Genomic DNA, 17611 nt, shown 5'->3' with positions numbered 1-17611 from the left:
GGGCTTGTTTGTCGGACTGGCCTCAGCTATTGACACACGTGACTTTGCATTCCAGTTCAATCAATGCTCTGTCGCGTGAGGGATGATGTCGGTATTGGAGATGGCGTGGCCCCGCATGGGGAAGGTGGGTTCGAGGAGTCTGGCGGCAAGTGCCTTGCTCCTCGTGGGACTGGTGGCGTGCAACCCGGCACTCGACAAGGGCCGTGCGGAGTCGCTGCCGAAAACCGACGATGGCACCCGGACCGTGGTGAGCGAGTGGCGACCCGCTCCCATGGACCAGGCCGCAAACAAACAAGTCGGTGAGGACTGCAGCGCGCACGGCGCCTCGGAGTGTCTCAGTCAGGTGTGTGTGCACGCCCGACCGGAGCGAGGCTCGGGCTACGTGTGCAGCCGTCGTTGCCAATCCAGCGCTGAATGCTTGCCCGAGTGGCGCTGTGTGAGCGTGGTCCCTGGCGCGAAGGAAGCAGTCTGTCTTCCGCCACGCGCGCCTCCCGAGGCTGTCGGTGAAGGCCCGTCCCCGTCCCCTGTTCCCTGAATCCTGGCCCTCGGGCCACAACTGAAAGAACCTCAACTTGACTCCTCCTCTGATGACGCGGGGCGGGCCCTGGTGGCGCCGCACCCCGGTGGTCGTGTGTCTGTCGTTCAGTCTGGTGGCGGTGATTGCCATCGCAACCGGGACGGATGACCCGCTGCCGGATGACGAGATTGAAGAGAAGATCGCCCAGGCCAGTCTCAATCCTCTCCCGCCATTGGGTGGCTCGGGCCAGTTCGGCGTGGCTCAGGCCAGCCCCGTGGCGCTGGGCTCCCTCAAGCCGAGCTACTCAAACAAGGACCTCAAGCTCTCCGCTCCCTTTGGCGGGGCCACGCTCGAGCGTCACTTCAGCGGCGCCAACAACGCGTGGCTCGAGGCCGACCCGGCCCAGGTCCTCCCCGCGCCGTTCGGCCACATGGCCGCGACGGGAGGGCGCTCGGGTGCTTCGCTCCAATGGTGGCACAACTTTCACAGCTTCATCCTGCTCCGGGTGCACACGGGCAGTCATTGCAGTGGCGATCCCCAGACGCCGTCCTGCGAGGACATGACCTATTGGGATGTCTACGGCGGCCCGGCGGGAACGAAGAAGACCTTCGCGGCCTGCGAGTCGGATGGCTGTTTCAGCCGGGATGAGTCCGAGCAGTCCATGAAGATCCAGCGGAGCGGTGACGGCTTCATCGTGTACACCACCTCGGGGCGCTATCACTATCGGACGCTTCGCCCCATCTACGTGTTGAAGGACCTGCCGGTGCGCTCACAGCAGATGATCTGGCAGGGCGCGTACTTCCTCAGCTACGTCGAGCCATCCCAATATGACGCCGCCTCGTGTCCATCCGAGGGCCAGGAGGATGCTGGAGTGGACGTCGTTGCCTCATGTCATCGGCGCGCGGTGCGTCTCTCCTATGCCATTCCCAGCAGCAAGAGCCCGGCGGAGTGCACGCCGTCCGAGGGCACAACGGGTGTCTTGGGCGCGGACCTGCCCGTCCTGGATTCAGTCACCACCGCCAGCGGGGACAAGCTGGTGTTCCACTATCAGGCGCTTCCGGCCCGTGTTCCCACACTCATCGATGGGAAGACGAAGGAGTGCGTGGTGGCGTCCGTCGATGTTGTCGGGCGAGGTGGCAGCCTGGAGGTTGGCGCGGTTCAGTACTCGTATCTGGAGAGCAAGGCGGGTCTGGTCTCCGGAACCCAGTGGCCGGACCGTTCGATGTCGGGTGGCGGAACGGTTCCTGGGACGGTGATGAACTACGCCTATCGTGATGCTCAGGGACAGCCCATCTGGGAAGTGACCCGGGATGGCGTGCTCGTCGTTCGGCAGAGTCTGACGGGCACGGATGGCGGAATCGCCGAAGGGTATGTCGGTCAGGAGGTGAGTCCGCACGACGCGTATTCCATTGGCGTCTCCGGGAATGGGTGTGCGCCCGGGATGATGTCGCTGACGCTGACGTCGCCGTGTGGCCCCAATCAGTACCAGTCCTTCACGAGCAGTCAGTCGCTCCTGGGAGATGGAACGGGGACTGCGGTGTCCTCGGTCGAGCATCGATTCTTGATGAAGCTGAGTGGATGGGCGCCACGAGGCGATCAGGGCCCTGTCTTGGGGAAGACGCAGGTGGTGGCGCAGTGCGACGGCGGGATGTGCGCCGGGCTCGCGACGGCTGGGGCGACGACAGCCTGGGACATGACGTTCCTGTCGCCCGTCGGCCGGACTGGCAAGGTCGAGGTGGCGCAGTACCAGCAGCAGCCCAACGGGAGCTTCTCGGTCTTCGAGCATGGGCTCGCGACGGGAACCGATGTGCTGTCGGCCGGGTTCCTTCCTCCCGCCGAACTCAACCGGGTCTATCTGGGGGCGACTGGTGAGGATGGAGGCTCACCGCTCCTGGTCAACCAGTACACCTACGCGTATGGCGGGGCCACCCGCGCGGCTTCGCAGCGCGGGTTTGAGCAGTTGGTTCAGTCAAAGCTCTCACCCTCCGCCTTCAGTGAGGACGTCCCGGGCGCCCAGGCTGGGGTGTTCATGCAATATGACTCCTTCACCAATCAGTTGCAGGGCGTCATTCGCTCCGGGCTGACGTGGGAGTTTTCGGACGGCACCCACACCTGGGCGCGCACGCCGCGGCTCGTTGGGACCTTCTATTGCACGAGCGATGATTGCTCTCGAAGCGCGGGCGCGGCGCAGGATCCCCGCGGGCGCATCCGAGCCGTCATGGGGCCCTGCCTCGTGGAGAGTCAGACCTCGACGACCTGCGACAAGGCGGCGCCCTCCGGGAAGCCTGCGTACACCTTCCCACTGACCCGGTACGAATACTGGGCGGACACCTCGACGGGGCAGCGGGCGGGTCGTGTCTCGAAGAAGCGGGTCTGCACGCAGGCGACGAGCGCGGGATGCACCGGGACGTTCCTCGATACGACCTACGATGCGTATGACTCGCGGGGACGGTTGCTCCAGAGCACCGACCCGAATGGAATCGTGACGACCTTCGAGTATGCGGGTGAGCGTCTGGCCCGGTTCACGACCGCTGTCGGGACCTCGTTGGAGGCCGTCACGGAGTATGGCTATGACAACGGCGCGCACGGCGACTACATCAAGCACCCGGATGGGCACTACGAGGTGCAGTGCTTCCGTCTGGGGGTTGCTCCGGGGGCGGACTGCGCCGACTCGGGTGGGGCGCACCCTCGCTCGGATCTGTTGCAGTGGAAGGCCTCGTCGGCGACTCCGGGGGGCGCGGTCTACTCCGAGCGCGTCGACTACACGTATCGCCAGGGGAAGCTGCGGAGCGAGACCTATCGCGATGAGACCGGGGCAGTGCGCCGCACGCGCTACTTCGAGGGCGACCCCCTGGGCCGCATCACGTTCGAGGCGTCCGGGACCAATTCTCCGGGACCCTCGCCCACGGCGGCAGCCATCTATTCCCAGACGGGCCTGTTCGATGCGCAGGGCAATCGCATCGGCATGGGCTTGGCCTATCAGCCGGGGGCGTCGGTCCCGCCCCCTCTCTGCGGAGGGATTGACCCCAACACGCTGAGCAGTGGCTCACCGCAGCCGCTGAGTCCGCAGTGCACGGCATTCTCGTATGACCGGCTCAATCGACTGGTCAGCCTCGTGGAGCCGCTGGGCCCCAACTCGACCGCTGGGAACGCGGTGCGGACACTCCTCTCCTATGACCCGGCCGGAAACCTTCGGAGTGTCCAGCAGGGCTGTCCGCCTGGCGCCGGCACGTGCAGCCAGCCTGTCGTGAACTACCAGCATGACGACTTCGGCAACGTCGTGCGCGTCCATGCTCCTTGGGCCCTGGGGCCGCAAGAGTCCGGCTCCTCGGGGCAGGGCCGCGGCATCTATCAGTTCGAGTACGACGCGGCGGGAAACCTCGTCCGTGAGCAGACGCCCGCCATGTCCGCCGCCACCGTCATGCAGTGGCTGGATTACGAGTACGACAGCTTGGGACGCCTGCGGGGCGCGAATGCCGTCACGTCGAGTTCGGTGGAGTCGCTCTATCGTTTTGCCTACGACAACGAGGTCGCCGCGCCATCGGCTTGTCCTGCCTCTTCCCCGAGTCGTCCCGCGCTGGCCTTGGGGCGGGCGCAGGTGTTGACGGACTCGTTCGGAGACTCTTGGTATCAGTATGACGCGCACGGGAACATGATTGGCCTTTACCGTGTGCGCAAGCAGACCGGCTGGGCGGCCCGGACGCATCCGTGCGTCGGTGCCCATACGAATGCCTCTCCCAATCGTGTCCTCTATTACGACCGAACGGGCTTGTTGATGAATGAGTGGATGCCTGGTGGGCGCTATGTGTCCTACGGCTACTACGGCAACACGACGGGGCGTTCGCACCGCGTGAAGTCGATCTCCGCGACGACGTGGGATGGGACCTCCTGGTCGGGCATGGTGACGCTCATCGACGATGCTCGCTGGGAGCCGTTCGGCGGCCTGCGCTCCTACGTGCTCAACGCGCCCAGTGCGCCCGCCTCGAACAAGCAGGTGCGGGTGGAGTACCACCGAGGCGGCTCGAACCAGCCGCTCACGAGCTGCAATGGGACGGGCTTCGCCAGCACGGGGGATACCTCCGGTCGACTCTCTGGGCTGACGGTCTCGAAGGTGGAGGCGGGCGGAGTGCTTGGGGACATCTTCAAGCGCGCCTATACGTGGAAGGGAGACCAGGCACTCCAAGAGGACACGTGCCTCCTGGAGATCGGAAGTGTCGCGCCGAACTCGGTGCGATACGCGGACTCCGGTTCAGGTGCGCAGGGCTACGACGCACGCTTGCAGTTGAGGTTCGCGCAGCAGCTCACGTCCCCGGGCATGAACGAAGGCGGCTCGTACCAGTCGCGCGCATACGAGTACGACGCCCGCGGAAACAGGACCTCTGAGTTCCTGGATGGATGGCAGTACGTCAGCGAGTACGACGCTGGGGCTCCTCGGGTGGATTGGCTCATGACTCGCTCGTGGACACCGAATGCGTGCTCGGGCGGTTCGTGCCCGCGCGAGTTCAAGGTGACTCAGCGCTATGGCTATGACGCCGATGGTCGCGTCAAGCAGGTGGCTGACTACAAGCAGAAGACGGATCCCGTCGGCTCACCGTTCTATGTGCTGTCGCTGGATCCTTCCACGACGGGGGCCAATGCAGCCGTCGGGGCTGTCTATCGAATGGTGTCCGATAGCGAAGGTCGCTCGTATGAGTACTTCTACGACGCGCAGGGCCGACGCCGCCTCAAGCGCTACTTGCTGGATACCCCGGCGGGGATGCCCGAGGACGAGTACTTCTACGACGGGACGCGGCTCCTGGAAGACTGGGGGCACACGGGGTTCGACTTGTCGACGGCGGACTCGGTTCGCGACGAGTACATCTGGCTCGACAATCGGCCGCTCGCCTTCTTCAAGAGTCGCAGCAGCCTCAGTGGTCAGCGTGCACAGGACCTGGTGGGAGATTGCCCGCGGAATGGAGAGCCGGCGAAGTGCGGGCTCTACTTCATCGTCACGGATGGTCTGGGGAAGCCGGTGCTGGTCTTGGATTCGTATCGGCGCGTCGCGGGCGTGGGCGACTATGACCCGTATGGGCAGGTCAACCGCACGACCCGCGTGGCCAGCTCGCCTGTGCTGGGAACGGGGCAGGATGCGCTGTTCTCCGCGCTGAAGGCTCCGGCTTCGACCGCGACGGTGACGCAGATGCGCGCACGGCTCGCATTCCTCGATAGCGCGAGCGGAAGCGGGGTGTATCTGGCGGATGGGAGTGGGACTTTGGTGAATGGTGTATCGGGCGCTTCCACGTTGTTGAGCAATATGTCAGGGACGGGGGTCGTGACTGATTGGGCGCAGACGGGGACGGACGGCACGCTCCAGTTGCGCTTCAAGTCTCCGGCGACGGCGGGCGCGACAGGCGAGGCTTCGCTGGAGGGATTGGAGTATCGCCGCTTCCAGTCGGGTGCGACTCCGACATGGACGCCGTTGCGCTTCCCGGGCCAGTACCACGACTCCGAGACGGACCTGTTCGAGAACTGGAATCGCTACTACGAGCCGCGCAGCGGACGGTATCTCGGTCCGGAGCCCATGCTCTTGAGTACTAAGTGGGTTGTCGAAATGGTGAGTAATGCAGGCGGTGTTGGTGTGTATCGCTATGCTTCGAACAATCCGATTGTGATGAGTGATGTGGATGGTCGAGATGTTTCATGTAGTAAAGATAATGTAAATGAGTGCATGGTGAAGCCCGAGGCAAATGGGCAAGTGGCTCGTATTGAGAATGCACATGGGGATTTGATCAAGACGGTGAGGGTCGACAACTCGAGTGTGCCGGTTGCGGTGAGTCCTGGTCAGGTATGGGTTGGTCCTCAGGATGGTGTTGCGACGAAAGATAAACCAGGCGCTGTCTTCAAGACTACGGACGGTGTGGATGTCGCAATGAACCCTGGCGGAGTGGTAGTGACTGAAGCGCACCCACTCTCAGATGTAGAGTTGTTGAACAGTCCCGATCCGGCTGCAGATGTCGGGGCCAATAACCTCGTTGCGATAGTCGGGCAGGTGGCTCGTGGTGGATGGAAGGATCAGGATTGGATTGATGGAAAAGGTGTGGGAAATGTCCCAAGGACTGACTGGGTGCCTTTGAGGGATTCAACCAAGCCCGATCCGAAAAAGTGACGCCTTTCCGGTCATGGCCGCGTCAGATGTGATTGACGCGGCCATGATTACTGCCGTCGCTTCAACTCACGCGGCGGCGCATCACGGTGAGCGAGTCGGAGGTCTCGACTCGCTCATAGTTCTTGTCCTGCATGATGACTTCGCTCGTGTACCGAGCGCTACCGGCGGTCTCGAGCGGGCGCTGGGGCGTGGAGTGGCTGTCATGCAGGGCGATGATGCCCCCAGGGGCGACCAGCGGACTCCAGCCGGTCCAGTCCGCTTGCAGCCCTTCGTAGCTGTGGTCCCCATCGATGAAGATGAAATCCGGAGCAGGGAAGCCCTGTGCACGGTGCTCTCGCGCGGCGTCCGCCCCCGTCGTGCGCACCCACTGCACGTGTCCGTTGCGGACGCTGGCGACCTCTCGGTGCGCGATGACCTGCTGCACGCTCACCTTCAAGCGCCCCACGGGATAGGGATCCACGGCCCAGAGCGTCGCAGTCGGATCCATCACCGCGCGCAGCACCCGCGTCGTCACGCCATGCCAGACACCGACTTCCACCAGCCTCCGCCGTCCCGCGGCGTGCTTGGCGAGGCAAGCTCGCTCGGCGGCGGTGGTCTGCGTTTCAGCCTGCGCCAGTCCCGCCAACCAGAGGGCGAAGTGAGTGGTGACCCGCATGGTCCTGCTCCTGTGTCGGTACGGCCAATTCGTTAGCGTCCAGGCTCCACGACCCCGTCACGCGCTTCTGCCCGCGAGGCCTGCCACGCCAGCAGCCTATCCCGCAGCCGCAGGGCAGGTCTCTCCACCGCGACGTACGTCACCCACGCGAGCCCATGCGTCACCGCGATGAAGGCGAGCAGGTCCAATCCCCATACACCCAGGGTCAGGTTCCGCCGCTCGAACACGCGCGCCACGACTCCGAACCAGAGGTAGGTGCCATACGAGAGGACCGCGGCCTGGTACACGAGGCCTCTCAGCGGCGTGGGCAGCGCAATCGCTTCCGTGGCCACGAGCAATCCACCAAATCCCACCGCGAGCCCGGCGAAGATCCACACGCCTCCCCAGTCCGGCAGGTGAGGCACGCACGCCACCAAGGTCACCCCGAGCAACACCGCGCCCATCACGCCACAGGCCCCGCGCCGAGCTGGGGTCCACCGTTGCCAGCGCGGCGCGGTCTTCGCGAGAAAGACACCCACCGCGAGTCCATCCAGGTGGAGGTGCGTGGGCCACTGCAAGCGCACCCACTGTTCCACGGGCAACAGGCCGGGCGCGGCGGTGTGTACCTCCCACGCTCGGGCCACCACGCTCAGGGCTCCAGGCATCATCCAGACCCAGGCGGGAGCGGAGCGGGCACGAAGGCCGAAGGCGAGCAACGGCAGGACCACGTAGAAGTGCTCCTCGACACAGAGCGACCAGCTCTGCACGAAGTCGCGCACGCCGACGTAGTTCTGGAGGAAGACGAGGTAGTGCCAACCTCCTCCCACGAAGGGGGTCCCCAGCAACCATGGCTTCAGTGCATGGAAGGCGAGGACCAAGAAGTAGAGCGGGAGCGTGCGCATCCACCGCTTGAGCCAGAACGTGCGGAGCTGAAGTCCCAGAGGCGCTGCGTCCTCCGTCGCGAACACCTGCCGACCAATCAGGTAGCCGGAGAGGACGAAGAACAGGTCCACGCCCACCCAGCCGACGTCGAAGCCCGCGCGGAGCATGTCCGGCAGGGCGCGCCGCACGGACTCCGGGGCGTGGAAGCAGAGCACCGAGACGATGGCCAAGGCCCGCAGCACATCCAGGCCGTCCTTGCGTGAGGGCCCTGGGGACAGGACTCCCGAGTCTGAGGTCTGCGGGTGAGGGGAGGGCATGAAGGGCGCCTCGCATTGTCTTTCACACGGGCTCGGGGACGGCAATGCCTCCGTGATTGCCCGTTCGCTCTCGGGACGACTGTCCGTGAACGCGCCCTTGCGAGACCTATCGCCAGGGCACGGAGTCCTGTCCTATGAAGTCGAGTGATGCGATTCCTCGTGGCAGCCCAGTTTGCTCCGGATCCGAACAGCGGTTCGGCTGGCTCCGTGCTGGCCGTCGGCGACGCCTTGGCCGCTCGTGGCCACGGGGTCGACTATGAGTGGTTCGCGGATGAAGGCGTGGTTCCCCATGCGGCGCTGCGGCGCCACTTCGAGACCCCTGTACGCCAGCTGAGGGCCCTGTCGTCCCGATTGAAGCAGCAGGCTTACGACGTGGTGCTGGTGAGCCAGCCTCAGGCCTATCTCGCGTATGAGTTGCTGCCTCGGCACCATCCGAACACGCTCTTCCTCAATCGCACCCATGGTTGGGAGCACCGCTTGCTGCTGGCGGAGAAGCGCCTGGGCTATGAGCCCGTGAAGGCGACCTCCCGCCGGGTGCTCTCGGGCGCCAGTGGTGCCATGGCGGTCATGGCCTGCTGGCGCACCGCGCGCGCGTGTCATGGCGTCATCGCGCCGTCCTCGCGCTGCGCGGACTTCGTTCGCGACACCTACTCCTTGCCTGCGAGCAAGGTGGGCTTCATCCGCTACGGCCTGGGGCAGGACTTCCTCGAGGATGCGCTGGTCGAGCCGACCGTGCGCATGCCGCGACTGCTCTTCGTGGGCAGCTATCTCTGGCGCAAGGGCGCTGGGCTGATGGAGGACGTGCTGCCTCGACTGGCGCAGCGCCATCCGGGCTTGGAGCTGACGTTCGTCGTGAACGGGTCGGCGGAGGAGCACATCCGTCGCGCCTACGGGCCCGCGTTCGGCGAGCGTCTGCGCGTCCACTCGTGGATGCCTCGCACGGCGTTGCGCCAGGTGTACGCGGAGCACGACGTGCTGCTGTTCCCCTCGTACTTCGAGGGCTTTGGAAAGACGTGGCTCGAGGGCATGGCCAGCGGACTCTGTGTGGTGGGCTTCGACGAGGGCGGCCTGGGCGACCTCGCCCTCAACGGTCGAGATGCCCTCTTCTGTGAAGCCGGTGACTCCGCGGGCTGGGAGCGTCTTCTCGACGAGTCGCTTCGGAATCCCGAGCTGGTGGCGCGCGTTCGTCGCTCCGGACAGGAGCGTGCGCGGCAACGCACGTGGGACCAGACCGCCGAGGACACCGAGTCGTTCTGTCAGCGACTTCGGTTCGAGCGCGGTCTGGGCTGAGGACGCGCATGCAAGACGGCAGAGGCCGTGGGCTGCGGGTGCTCCTGGCCATTCATCATCCGCTCGACCCGGACATGGGGGCTCCGGGAGTGACGCTGGCGCTGGGGAACGCGCTCGCGGCACGCGGATGCGTCGTGGACTACTTCAGCTACACGGAAGCCTTTCCCGGCACCCGTGAGTACACCGCGTGGCACGGCGTGCGCTTCCCCTGGGAACTCGCGCGGCATCTGGCGCGGGTGGCGGGGCGCTATGACGTGCTCGACGTCACGACGGGCGATTGCTGGCCTTGGGCGCGCGCGGGGCGGCCCGGGGCCTCGCGTGGACAGGTGCTGGTGACGCGCAGTCACGGCTTGGAGCACACCTATTCCGAGCGGCTCCGCGCGGACTCGTCCAAAGGGCTGCATCACCTGAGCTGGAAGTACCCGCTCTACCATGGCGGCTTTCGCCTCTGGGAAGTGCGGCAGTCGCTGCTCTTGGCCGACCACACGGTGCTGCTCAACACGCAGGACGCGACCTACGCGCGTGAGCGATTGGGGGTGCCCGCCACACGCCTCAGTGTCATTCCGCACGCGCTCCCCGCGGTCTTCCATGGACTGCCGCCCGCGCGGCCCGTGCCCGAAGACGGGCCGCTGCGTCTGGCCTTCGTGGGGAGCTGGCTGCCCGCCAAGGGCACGGCGGTGCTGGTCGCCGTGACGAAGGCGCTGTTCGCGCAAGGGCTCCCCTTCACCCTGACACTGCTGGGCACGGGCGTGGCCGAGCGCGAGGTGCTCGAGTCCTTCCCTCCAGCCGTACGCGAGCGACTGCGGGTCATCTCCCGCTATCCCAACGCGGAGCTGCCGCGGCTGCTCGCGAGCGAAGAGGTGCTCTTGTTCCCCAGCCACAGCGAGGGCTACGGCATGGCGCTCGTGGAGGCGATGGCGTGTGGACTCGTGCCCGTCACGACGCCGGTGGGCGTGGCGCAGGAAGTGGTGGCGCATGAGGAGTCCGGCCTGCGGGTGCCCATCGGAGATGTGTCGGCGATGGTGGCCGCGGTGAACACCCTCGCGAGTGATGGTGGACGCCGACTCGCCCTGCGGCGGGCCGCGCAGAACGCTGTCTCTGGACTTTTCTGGCCAGATATCGCCGAGCGGATGGTTGGGCTTTACAAATCCTTGCTGAACGCACGCGCGACGTCTTGAACTGAGCTTTCCCGCCGAGGAGGGGATCGACCGCGCTGCTCGGGGATGACACACGTTGACGCGCCGGGCAGTGACCCTCACCATGACCTCCGGCATCCACTCGCATGGTCACCTTCTTCGTCGCTTTCCTCATCTCGCTCATGGTGGCCCTGGTGCTCACGCTCGTGGTGCGCAACCGCGCCCATGCGTGGGGTTGGCTCGACCAGGCGAACTCGAGTCGCAAGGTGCATGTCCGGCCCATTCCGAGGCTCGGCGGCATTGGCATCGTCGGTGGGTTCTTCGCGCCGCTGTGCGCGCTGTTCCTCGTGGACTCGGGCGTGGGCTTCCAGTTCCGCGCGCAGACCGCGCTGATCGCCGGCCTCTTCATCGGCGGCGCCATCATCGCGGCGCTGGGGCTCTATGACGACCTGCGCGGCGCCGGCGCGCGGCTGAAGTTCTCCGTGCAGCTCGCGGTGGCGCTGGGCCTCTATGCGCTCGGCTTTCGCATCGAGGCGCTCGCCAATCCTTTCGGGCTCGAGCTGCCGCTCGGTGTGCTCAGCCTTCCGTTCACCGTGCTGTGGGTGGTGGGCGTGGTCAACGCGCTCAACCTCATCGATGGACTGGATGGGCTCGCGGGCGGCGTGGCGTTCTTCGGCGTGGGCACCAACTTCATCCTCGCGCTGGCTCGCGGGGACGTGTTGCTGTGCTTGCTGATGGCCGCGCTCGCGGGCGCCATCCTTGGGTTCCTGGTGTTCAACTTCAACCCGGCCTCCATCTTCATGGGGGACACCGGGAGCATGTTCCTCGGCTTCGTGCTCGCGGCCGTGTCCATCAAGACGTGCACGAAGAGCGGCACCGCCGTGGCCATGCTCGTGCCCATCATGTCGCTGGGCCTGCCCATCATGGACACCCTGCTGGCCATGATCCGCCGCTCGTTGCTCGGGCGGCCCTTGTTCAGCGCGGACAAGGAGCACATCCACCACCGCCTGATGAGCCGCCTGTTGCTCAGCCACCGCAGCAGCGTGCTCGTGCTGTATGGCCTCTGCGGCCTGTTCACGCTCACGGCGCTCGGGCTCAACTTCGCCAACACCGCGCAGAGCGCCCTGCTGCTCACCGGCATGGCCATCGTCATCGTCGTGTTGATGCGCAAGCTGGGCTACCTGGACCTCAAGAGCGCCGGGGTGGTTCAGCAGGTGCGCCAGCGCAACATCCGCCTGCGCCAGCTCGTCACCGACGTCACCTCGGAGGTGCGCGGCGCGGGCTCACTCCAGGGCATCTGGAACGCCGTGCGCCCGCTGGCCGAAGCGCTGGACGCGGCCCGCCAGGAGCTGCGCTTCCGGCAGGTCCGAGATGGCCTGACCGATGGCGTGGTCTTCGAGACGCAGCGGCCTGGGCAGGACACGGCCGCGCCGTTGGAGGTCTGCATCGAGGTGAAGCATCAGGAGTCGGTGCTCGGCGCGCTGGTGCTCGGCTGGCGCGATGGGCGCGAGGCCATCAACCGCGATGAGGAGCTGGCCCTGGAGGTCGTGGCGGACGCGGTGGCTGCGCGTGCCGCGGCGTTGTTGTTCCTTGCTGATGCTCCGGGCGCGCGCGTGGTTGCGCTCCGACGGTGAGCACGGAGGGCGGGCTCGCGCTGGTGTCGTTGCTGCGCGCGTGGCCCGCTGCCCCGGCCGCGTCGGTGGCGCCCGAGCACGCGGTCGCGTTCGTCCAGGCCTCGGTTCGGCATGGGCTCGTGGGGTTCGTCGAGCACGCGGTGTCGCGCGCGGGGTGGACACTTCCCAACGAGGCCCGTGCGCTGCTCCGCCGCGAGTCGTTGGGCAACGCTGCCCGCGTGATGCGCGTGAAGGCGCTGCTCGCGAAGGCCGTGAAGGCGCTGGCTTCGGAAGGCGTGACGCCGGTGTTGCTCAAGGGATACGGGTTGGCGCGGCGGCTGTATCCGGACCCACTCCAGCGCGCGACGAGCGATGTCGACTTGCTGGTGACTCGCGCCGAGGTGGACCGTTCCGTGCGCGCGCTCACGGGGCTGGGGTTGCGGATCCGCGGCCCCGCGCACGCCCATGAGGACTCGCATCACCTGGAGCTGACGGGCGCCGCCGGGTTGGTGGAGCTGCACTTCCGGGCGCTCGCGGGCTACGGCCGCGCGCTGGAGGGCGATGCGCTGGTGGCGCGCTCGGAGGTCGAGGAGTGGGATGGCTTGCGCGTGCGCCATCCGAACGCGGAGGACGAGGCGGTGTACCTGGCGCTGCACGCCAGCAATCACTTGCTCCAGCGGTTGGCGTGGCTGTTCGACCTGAAGCTCCTGGCGCTGCCGAGCGCGGCGCGGGCGCCCTTGGATTGGGCGGAGGTGGTTTCGCTCGCGCGGGAGACGGCGCTGCCACATCTGGCGTGGTACGCGTGGGAGGCGGCGCACCGGCTGATGGCGGCGCCCGTGCCCGCGGACGTGCTCTCGGCCCTGGCGCCTCCGTGGTGGCAGCGAGAGGTGGCGGCGCGCTGTTTCTCCGAAGCGCGGTTGCTGAGCACGGGGCTGGCGAAGAGCAAGCCCGCGTGGATGGCGGCCAAGCTCCTCTTGGCGCCGCACGTGGGGGACATGGCCCGGTACACGCTGCGCCGCCTGGAGGCCGCGGCCCGGGCGCGACTGGACGGATTCCGGGGAAACAGTGCGGGGTGACATGCGGGCATTGCGGCGGGTGCGTTCCGCCCGTTAAAGGGGCCGCACCATGGCGCCGAGCCTCATCGATACCGTCCGCACCCTTGCCGCGTTTGATCCACCCCGTGGAGGGCTGAAGGGCGCTCCCTGGGAGGAGTACGTGGACTGGGCCATTGCCCAGGGCCTGGCGCCGCTGGCGGCCTACAACCTCGAGTATCGGTTGGGAGGCGGCCATGCGCCCGAGTGGGCGCGCGACCGACTGATGACCATCTATCAGGGGTCGGTGAACGACAACGTGATGAAGCTGGTCCACTTCAAGCGCATCGTGGACGAGCTGGAAGGACGCAAGCTGCTCCTGCTGGGGGGCGCGTCGTTCGCCGAGGCGCTCTATCCGCACGTGGGCTTCCGGCCCGTGCTCGACATCCAGGTGCTGCTGCGCCGGATGGATGTGGATGGCTTCGCCGGTTTTTTGTCCAACCACGACTTCCGTCCCGAGGAGGACACCTCCGGCAGCGGCGCCACGCGCGTGGTGTCCGATGGGCGAACCCCCATCTATCTCTATTCGGACGTCCTGGGTCCGCAGCGCCGAGAGCAGCTCGCCGCCGTGTTCGAGCGCTCCCGGGCCATGAAAGTGTATGGGCCCTCGGTGTTCCGGCCCGACCTGGAAGACGCGGTGCTGCTGCTCGCGTTGGATCAGGCCAGCCGCGGCTATGACGTGCCCTGGCTGTCCTTCGTGGACATGCGCGAACTCGTCACGGGCGCGACGTGGATGGGTGGGGTGTACTCCCGGACCCTGGATGTCCCCGCCCTGCTGGAGCGGGCCAAGGCGTGGCGCATGGAGCGCGCGCTGTACACGTCGCTGGCCATCGTGGCGCGCATCTTCGTGGACGCGGCGCCGCAGGCCACCGCGGCGATGCCGCCTCTGCGGGGCGCGACCCGCGAGCTGTTGGACCGGCTCGTGGTGGGTCCGGTGAGCACCCCGGGGCGGACCACGGCGCTCCGAGGGGTGGAGCGGCTCCGGCGCCTGCTGGCGGGGCGCTGAGGCTGGCGGGACCCTGGTACCCGGGACGGACTTCCTTTCGGTGTGGGTCTCGGCGTATGAGTCCCGAGCCGTCACTCCCAACGCTGGGGACTGGGTCTTTCAATGCGCATTGCCATCATCGGTACGGGCTACGTCGGGCTCGTCGCGGGAACCTGCTTCGCGGACTCCGGGAACGATGTCACGTGTGTGGACATCGACGAGCGGAAGATTCGCATGCTCCTGGCGGGCGAAGTGCCCATCTACGAGCCGGGGCTCGAGGAGCTGATCCGCAAGAACGTGCGGGAGAAGCGGCTCGCGTTCACCACGAACCTGACCGAGGCGGTGGCTCCCGCGCAGGTGGTGTTCATCGCGGTGGGTACGCCCGAGGGTGAGAGCGGCGAGGCCGACCTCCAGTACGTGTTGGCCGCCGCCGAGCAGATTGGCCGCGCCATCAAGCAGTACACGGTGGTGGTGGACAAGAGCACCGTGCCGGTGGGCACCGCCGACAAGGTGCGCGCGGCCATCGCGAAGGTGGCGAGCGCCGAGTTCGACGTCGTCTCCAACCCCGAGTTCCTCAAGGAAGGCGCCGCGCTGGACGACTTCCTCAAGCCGGACCGCGTCGTCATCGGCGTGGAGTCCGAGCGCGCGCGCAAGGTGATGGGCGAGCTGTACGCCCCCTTCGTGCGCACCGAGCACCCCATCCTGTTCATGGACACGCGCTCGGCGGAGCTGACGAAGTATGCGGCCAACGCGATGCTGGCCACGCGCATCTCGTTCATGAACGACGTCGCCGCGCTCTGCGAGAAGGTGGGCGCGGACGTGGACTTCGTGCGCAAGGGCCTGGGCGCGGACAAGCGCATCGGCTACCCGTTCCTCTTCCCGGGCGTGGGCTACGGCGGCTCGTGCTTCCCCAAGGACGTGAAGGCGCTCGTCACGACGGCGCGTGAGTACGGCCTGGAGCTGGACCTGCTGCGCGCGGTGGAGCGCACCAACGAGCGCCAGAAGAAGCTGCTGGTGACCAAGGCCGTGAAGCACTTCGGCTCGCTCGAGGGCAAGAAGTTCGGCGTCTGGGGTCTGGCCTTCAAGCCGAAGACGGACGACATGCGCGAGGCGCCGGCCATCGAGGTCATCGAGGGGCTCATCGGCAAGGGCGCGCAGGTGGTGGCGCATGATCCGGTGGCCGCGCACGCCGCCAAGCGCGTCTTCGGCGATCGCATCCGCTACGCGTCGGTGCCCTACGAGGCGCTGGAGGGCGTGGACGCGCTCTTCGTCGTCACGGAGTGGAACGAGTTCCGTCACCCGGACTTCGAGCGCATGAAGGCGCTCATGAAGGCGCCGGTCATCTTCGACGGGCGCAACATCTACGACCCGGTTCGCATGCGGGAGCTGGGCTTCACCCACTTCAGCATCGGCCGTCGGTGAAGCCGGGCGGTTCGTTGGATGCACTCACGGGGCTGCGCTTCTACGCGGCCCTGCATGTGGTGCTGTTCCACTTCGCCGTGCCGTGCATGGACGATGCGCCGACGTGGCTGCGCCATCTCGTGGGCGCGGGCTACGCCTCGGTGGGGGTGTTCTTCGTCCTGTCGGGCTTCGTGCTCGCGTACAACTACGTGAGCGCGGACGGGGCGATGCGCGGTGGGGTTCGCGCGTTCTGGAGCGCGCGGCTGGCCCGCGTGTACCCCGTCTTCCTGCTCGCGTTCGTGCTCTCGGCGCCACCGACGATGGGGCGCTCGCTGGCGGTCAATGCGCCGGCGGTTGCGTCCCTCAAGCTCGGGAGCGCCGGGATGGCCACGCTGCTGCTGCTCCAGGCGTGGGTGCCCAAGCTGGCGCTCTACTGGAACCCGCCGGGCTGGTCCGTGGCCGTGGAGGCCTTCTTCTACGCGGTCTTCCCGAGCCTGGCGCGTCGGCTGCGGACACCTCGCGGAGGGGGCCTCGTCCTGGCGCTGGCGGGGGTCTGGGGGTTGGGGCTCGTCCCCTCGCTGCTCTACCTCTGGCTCCAGCCAGATGGTCCGGGCCCCTTTGACGTGTATGCCTCCGGCACGTGGCTGACGGCCCTCAAGTTCAGCCCGCTGGCGCGGCTGCCGGAGTTCCTGCTGGGGGTGATGCTGGGCGTGGCCTTCGTGCGCGAGCGTGAGGCCGCGAGTCCCCGCTCAGGAACCTGGATGGCGCTGGTGGGGGCGGGTCTGCTCGTGGCGGGCTTCGCTGCGGGGCCCGCGCTGCCGTACCCGCTGATGCACAACGCGCTGCTGGCGCCGGCGTCCGGGCTGCTCGTGTATGGGTTGGCGCGCGGTGGAGGGCTGCTGGGCCGGGTGTTGTCGCGGCCGCTCGCGGTGCGGCTCGGCGGTGCGAGCTATGCCCTGTATCTGCTGCAGTACCCGGTGAGCGAGGTGGTGCACGGACTGGAGTCCCGATTGGACCTGTCCTCACCGTGGCGATGGCTGGGATTGCTGATGGTGTTGCTGGTGCCCGCGTCGCTGGCGGTCCACCACTGGGTGGAGACGCCGTGGCGCTCGCGGGTGCGGCGCGCGCTCCAGCCGTGGGTGGAGGCGGAGGGCGCCGCGAAGCTGTCCGCCAGCCAGGGCTAGCGGGCCAGGCCGCAGTTGCGCTTGCCTTCGTCCGTCTCGATGACGTGGCAGTCGCACACGTCCAGCTTCGCCTCGCAGGCGAGGTCGTCGTCAGCGGTGGGCTCGACGCGGCCCTCCTCCTGCGCGGCGCGGCGCTCGCAGGCCTGCTTCTCCACGGAGTTGACGGCGCAATCGCAGAGCTTCTCGGACAGCTCGCGGCAGGCGCTCTTGCACGCGGTGAGCCCGGACAGGGTGGCGCAGAGCAGGGTGGCGGTGAGGACGAGGCGACGCATGGGCTCGCGGAAGATGCCAGATGGCCCCCGGGATGCAAGCGATGGAAGCGCGCCGGTGTCCCTCGTGTGCGCGGGCGGAGGGCTGGGCTGCCCGCTCGCCTGGAGGCTCGGACCTGGGAGCCCGTGTCCCGGGTGGGCCGCATG

At 67.2% G+C, this 17611-nt stretch carries 10 protein-coding genes and 1 pseudogene; 8 read left to right on the top strand and 3 right to left on the bottom strand.

Annotated features, from left to right (window positions below; genetic code table 11):
• Positions 1-572 precede the first annotated feature (572 nt).
• Positions 573-6662 carry an RHS repeat-associated core domain-containing protein gene (locus JGU66_11285; GenBank protein ID MBJ6761348.1) on the top strand — a complete coding sequence of 2030 codons (6090 nt, stop codon included), beginning with the start codon at positions 573-575 and terminating at the stop codon, positions 6660-6662.
• A gap of 61 nt (positions 6663-6723) precedes the next feature.
• Here JGU66_11285 and JGU66_11280 read toward each other — a convergent pair whose 3' ends face one another.
• Entirely contained in the window at positions 6724-7317 is a 594-nt protein-coding gene (locus JGU66_11280; protein MBJ6761347.1) for a class I SAM-dependent methyltransferase, read from the bottom strand.
• A 32-nt stretch (positions 7318-7349) separates the two neighbouring features.
• Positions 7350-8511 (bottom strand): annotated as a pseudogene (locus JGU66_11275) (acyltransferase).
• Between the two features lie 131 nt (positions 8512-8642).
• Here JGU66_11275 and JGU66_11270 point away from each other — a divergent pair.
• The 7 genes from JGU66_11270 to JGU66_11240 all read left to right on the top strand — a co-directional run bounded on the left by JGU66_11270 (position 8643) and on the right by JGU66_11240 (position 17195).
• Complete coding sequence (locus tag JGU66_11270; GenBank protein MBJ6761346.1) at positions 8643-9785, top strand: glycosyltransferase family 4 protein; 1143 nt, start codon at positions 8643-8645, stop codon at positions 9783-9785.
• 32 nt (positions 9786-9817) lie between these two features.
• Positions 9818-10963, top strand: a complete 1146-nt coding sequence (locus JGU66_11265; protein MBJ6761345.1) for a glycosyltransferase family 4 protein — start codon at positions 9818-9820, stop codon at positions 10961-10963.
• Positions 10964-11067: 104 nt separating this feature from the next.
• A complete protein-coding gene (locus tag JGU66_11260; GenBank protein ID MBJ6761344.1) occupies positions 11068-12555 on the top strand; it encodes an undecaprenyl/decaprenyl-phosphate alpha-N-acetylglucosaminyl 1-phosphate transferase in 1488 nt (495 codons plus the stop codon).
• Positions 12552-13610: a nucleotidyltransferase family protein gene (locus tag JGU66_11255; GenBank protein MBJ6761343.1), complete on the top strand. Its 1059-nt coding sequence runs from the start codon at positions 12552-12554 to the stop codon at positions 13608-13610. The genes JGU66_11260 and JGU66_11255 overlap by 4 nt, the downstream gene beginning before the upstream one ends.
• 49 nt (positions 13611-13659) lie before the next feature.
• On the top strand, positions 13660-14631 hold the full coding sequence (locus JGU66_11250) for a nucleotidyltransferase family protein (GenBank protein MBJ6761342.1): 972 nt from the start codon (positions 13660-13662) through the stop codon (positions 14629-14631).
• Between the two features lie 102 nt (positions 14632-14733).
• Positions 14734-16032, top strand: a complete 1299-nt coding sequence (locus JGU66_11245) for a UDP-glucose/GDP-mannose dehydrogenase family protein (protein ID MBJ6761341.1) — start codon at positions 14734-14736, stop codon at positions 16030-16032.
• Positions 16029-17195 carry an acyltransferase gene (locus JGU66_11240; GenBank protein ID MBJ6761340.1) on the top strand — a complete coding sequence of 389 codons (1167 nt, stop codon included), beginning with the start codon at positions 16029-16031 and terminating at the stop codon, positions 17193-17195. The genes JGU66_11245 and JGU66_11240 overlap by 4 nt, the downstream gene beginning before the upstream one ends.
• Here JGU66_11240 and JGU66_11235 read toward each other — a convergent pair.
• Complete coding sequence (locus JGU66_11235) at positions 17192-17482, bottom strand: hypothetical protein (protein ID MBJ6761339.1); 291 nt, start codon at positions 17480-17482, stop codon at positions 17192-17194. The two genes, JGU66_11240 and JGU66_11235, sit on opposite strands and share 4 nt — an antisense overlap.
• Positions 17483-17611 lie beyond the last annotated feature (129 nt).

This window comes from Myxococcaceae bacterium JPH2, assembly GCA_016458225.1.
In the GTDB taxonomy this organism is placed as follows: domain Bacteria; phylum Myxococcota; class Myxococcia; order Myxococcales; family Myxococcaceae; genus Citreicoccus.
This window is presented reverse-complemented; position numbering and strand designations above follow the sequence as displayed.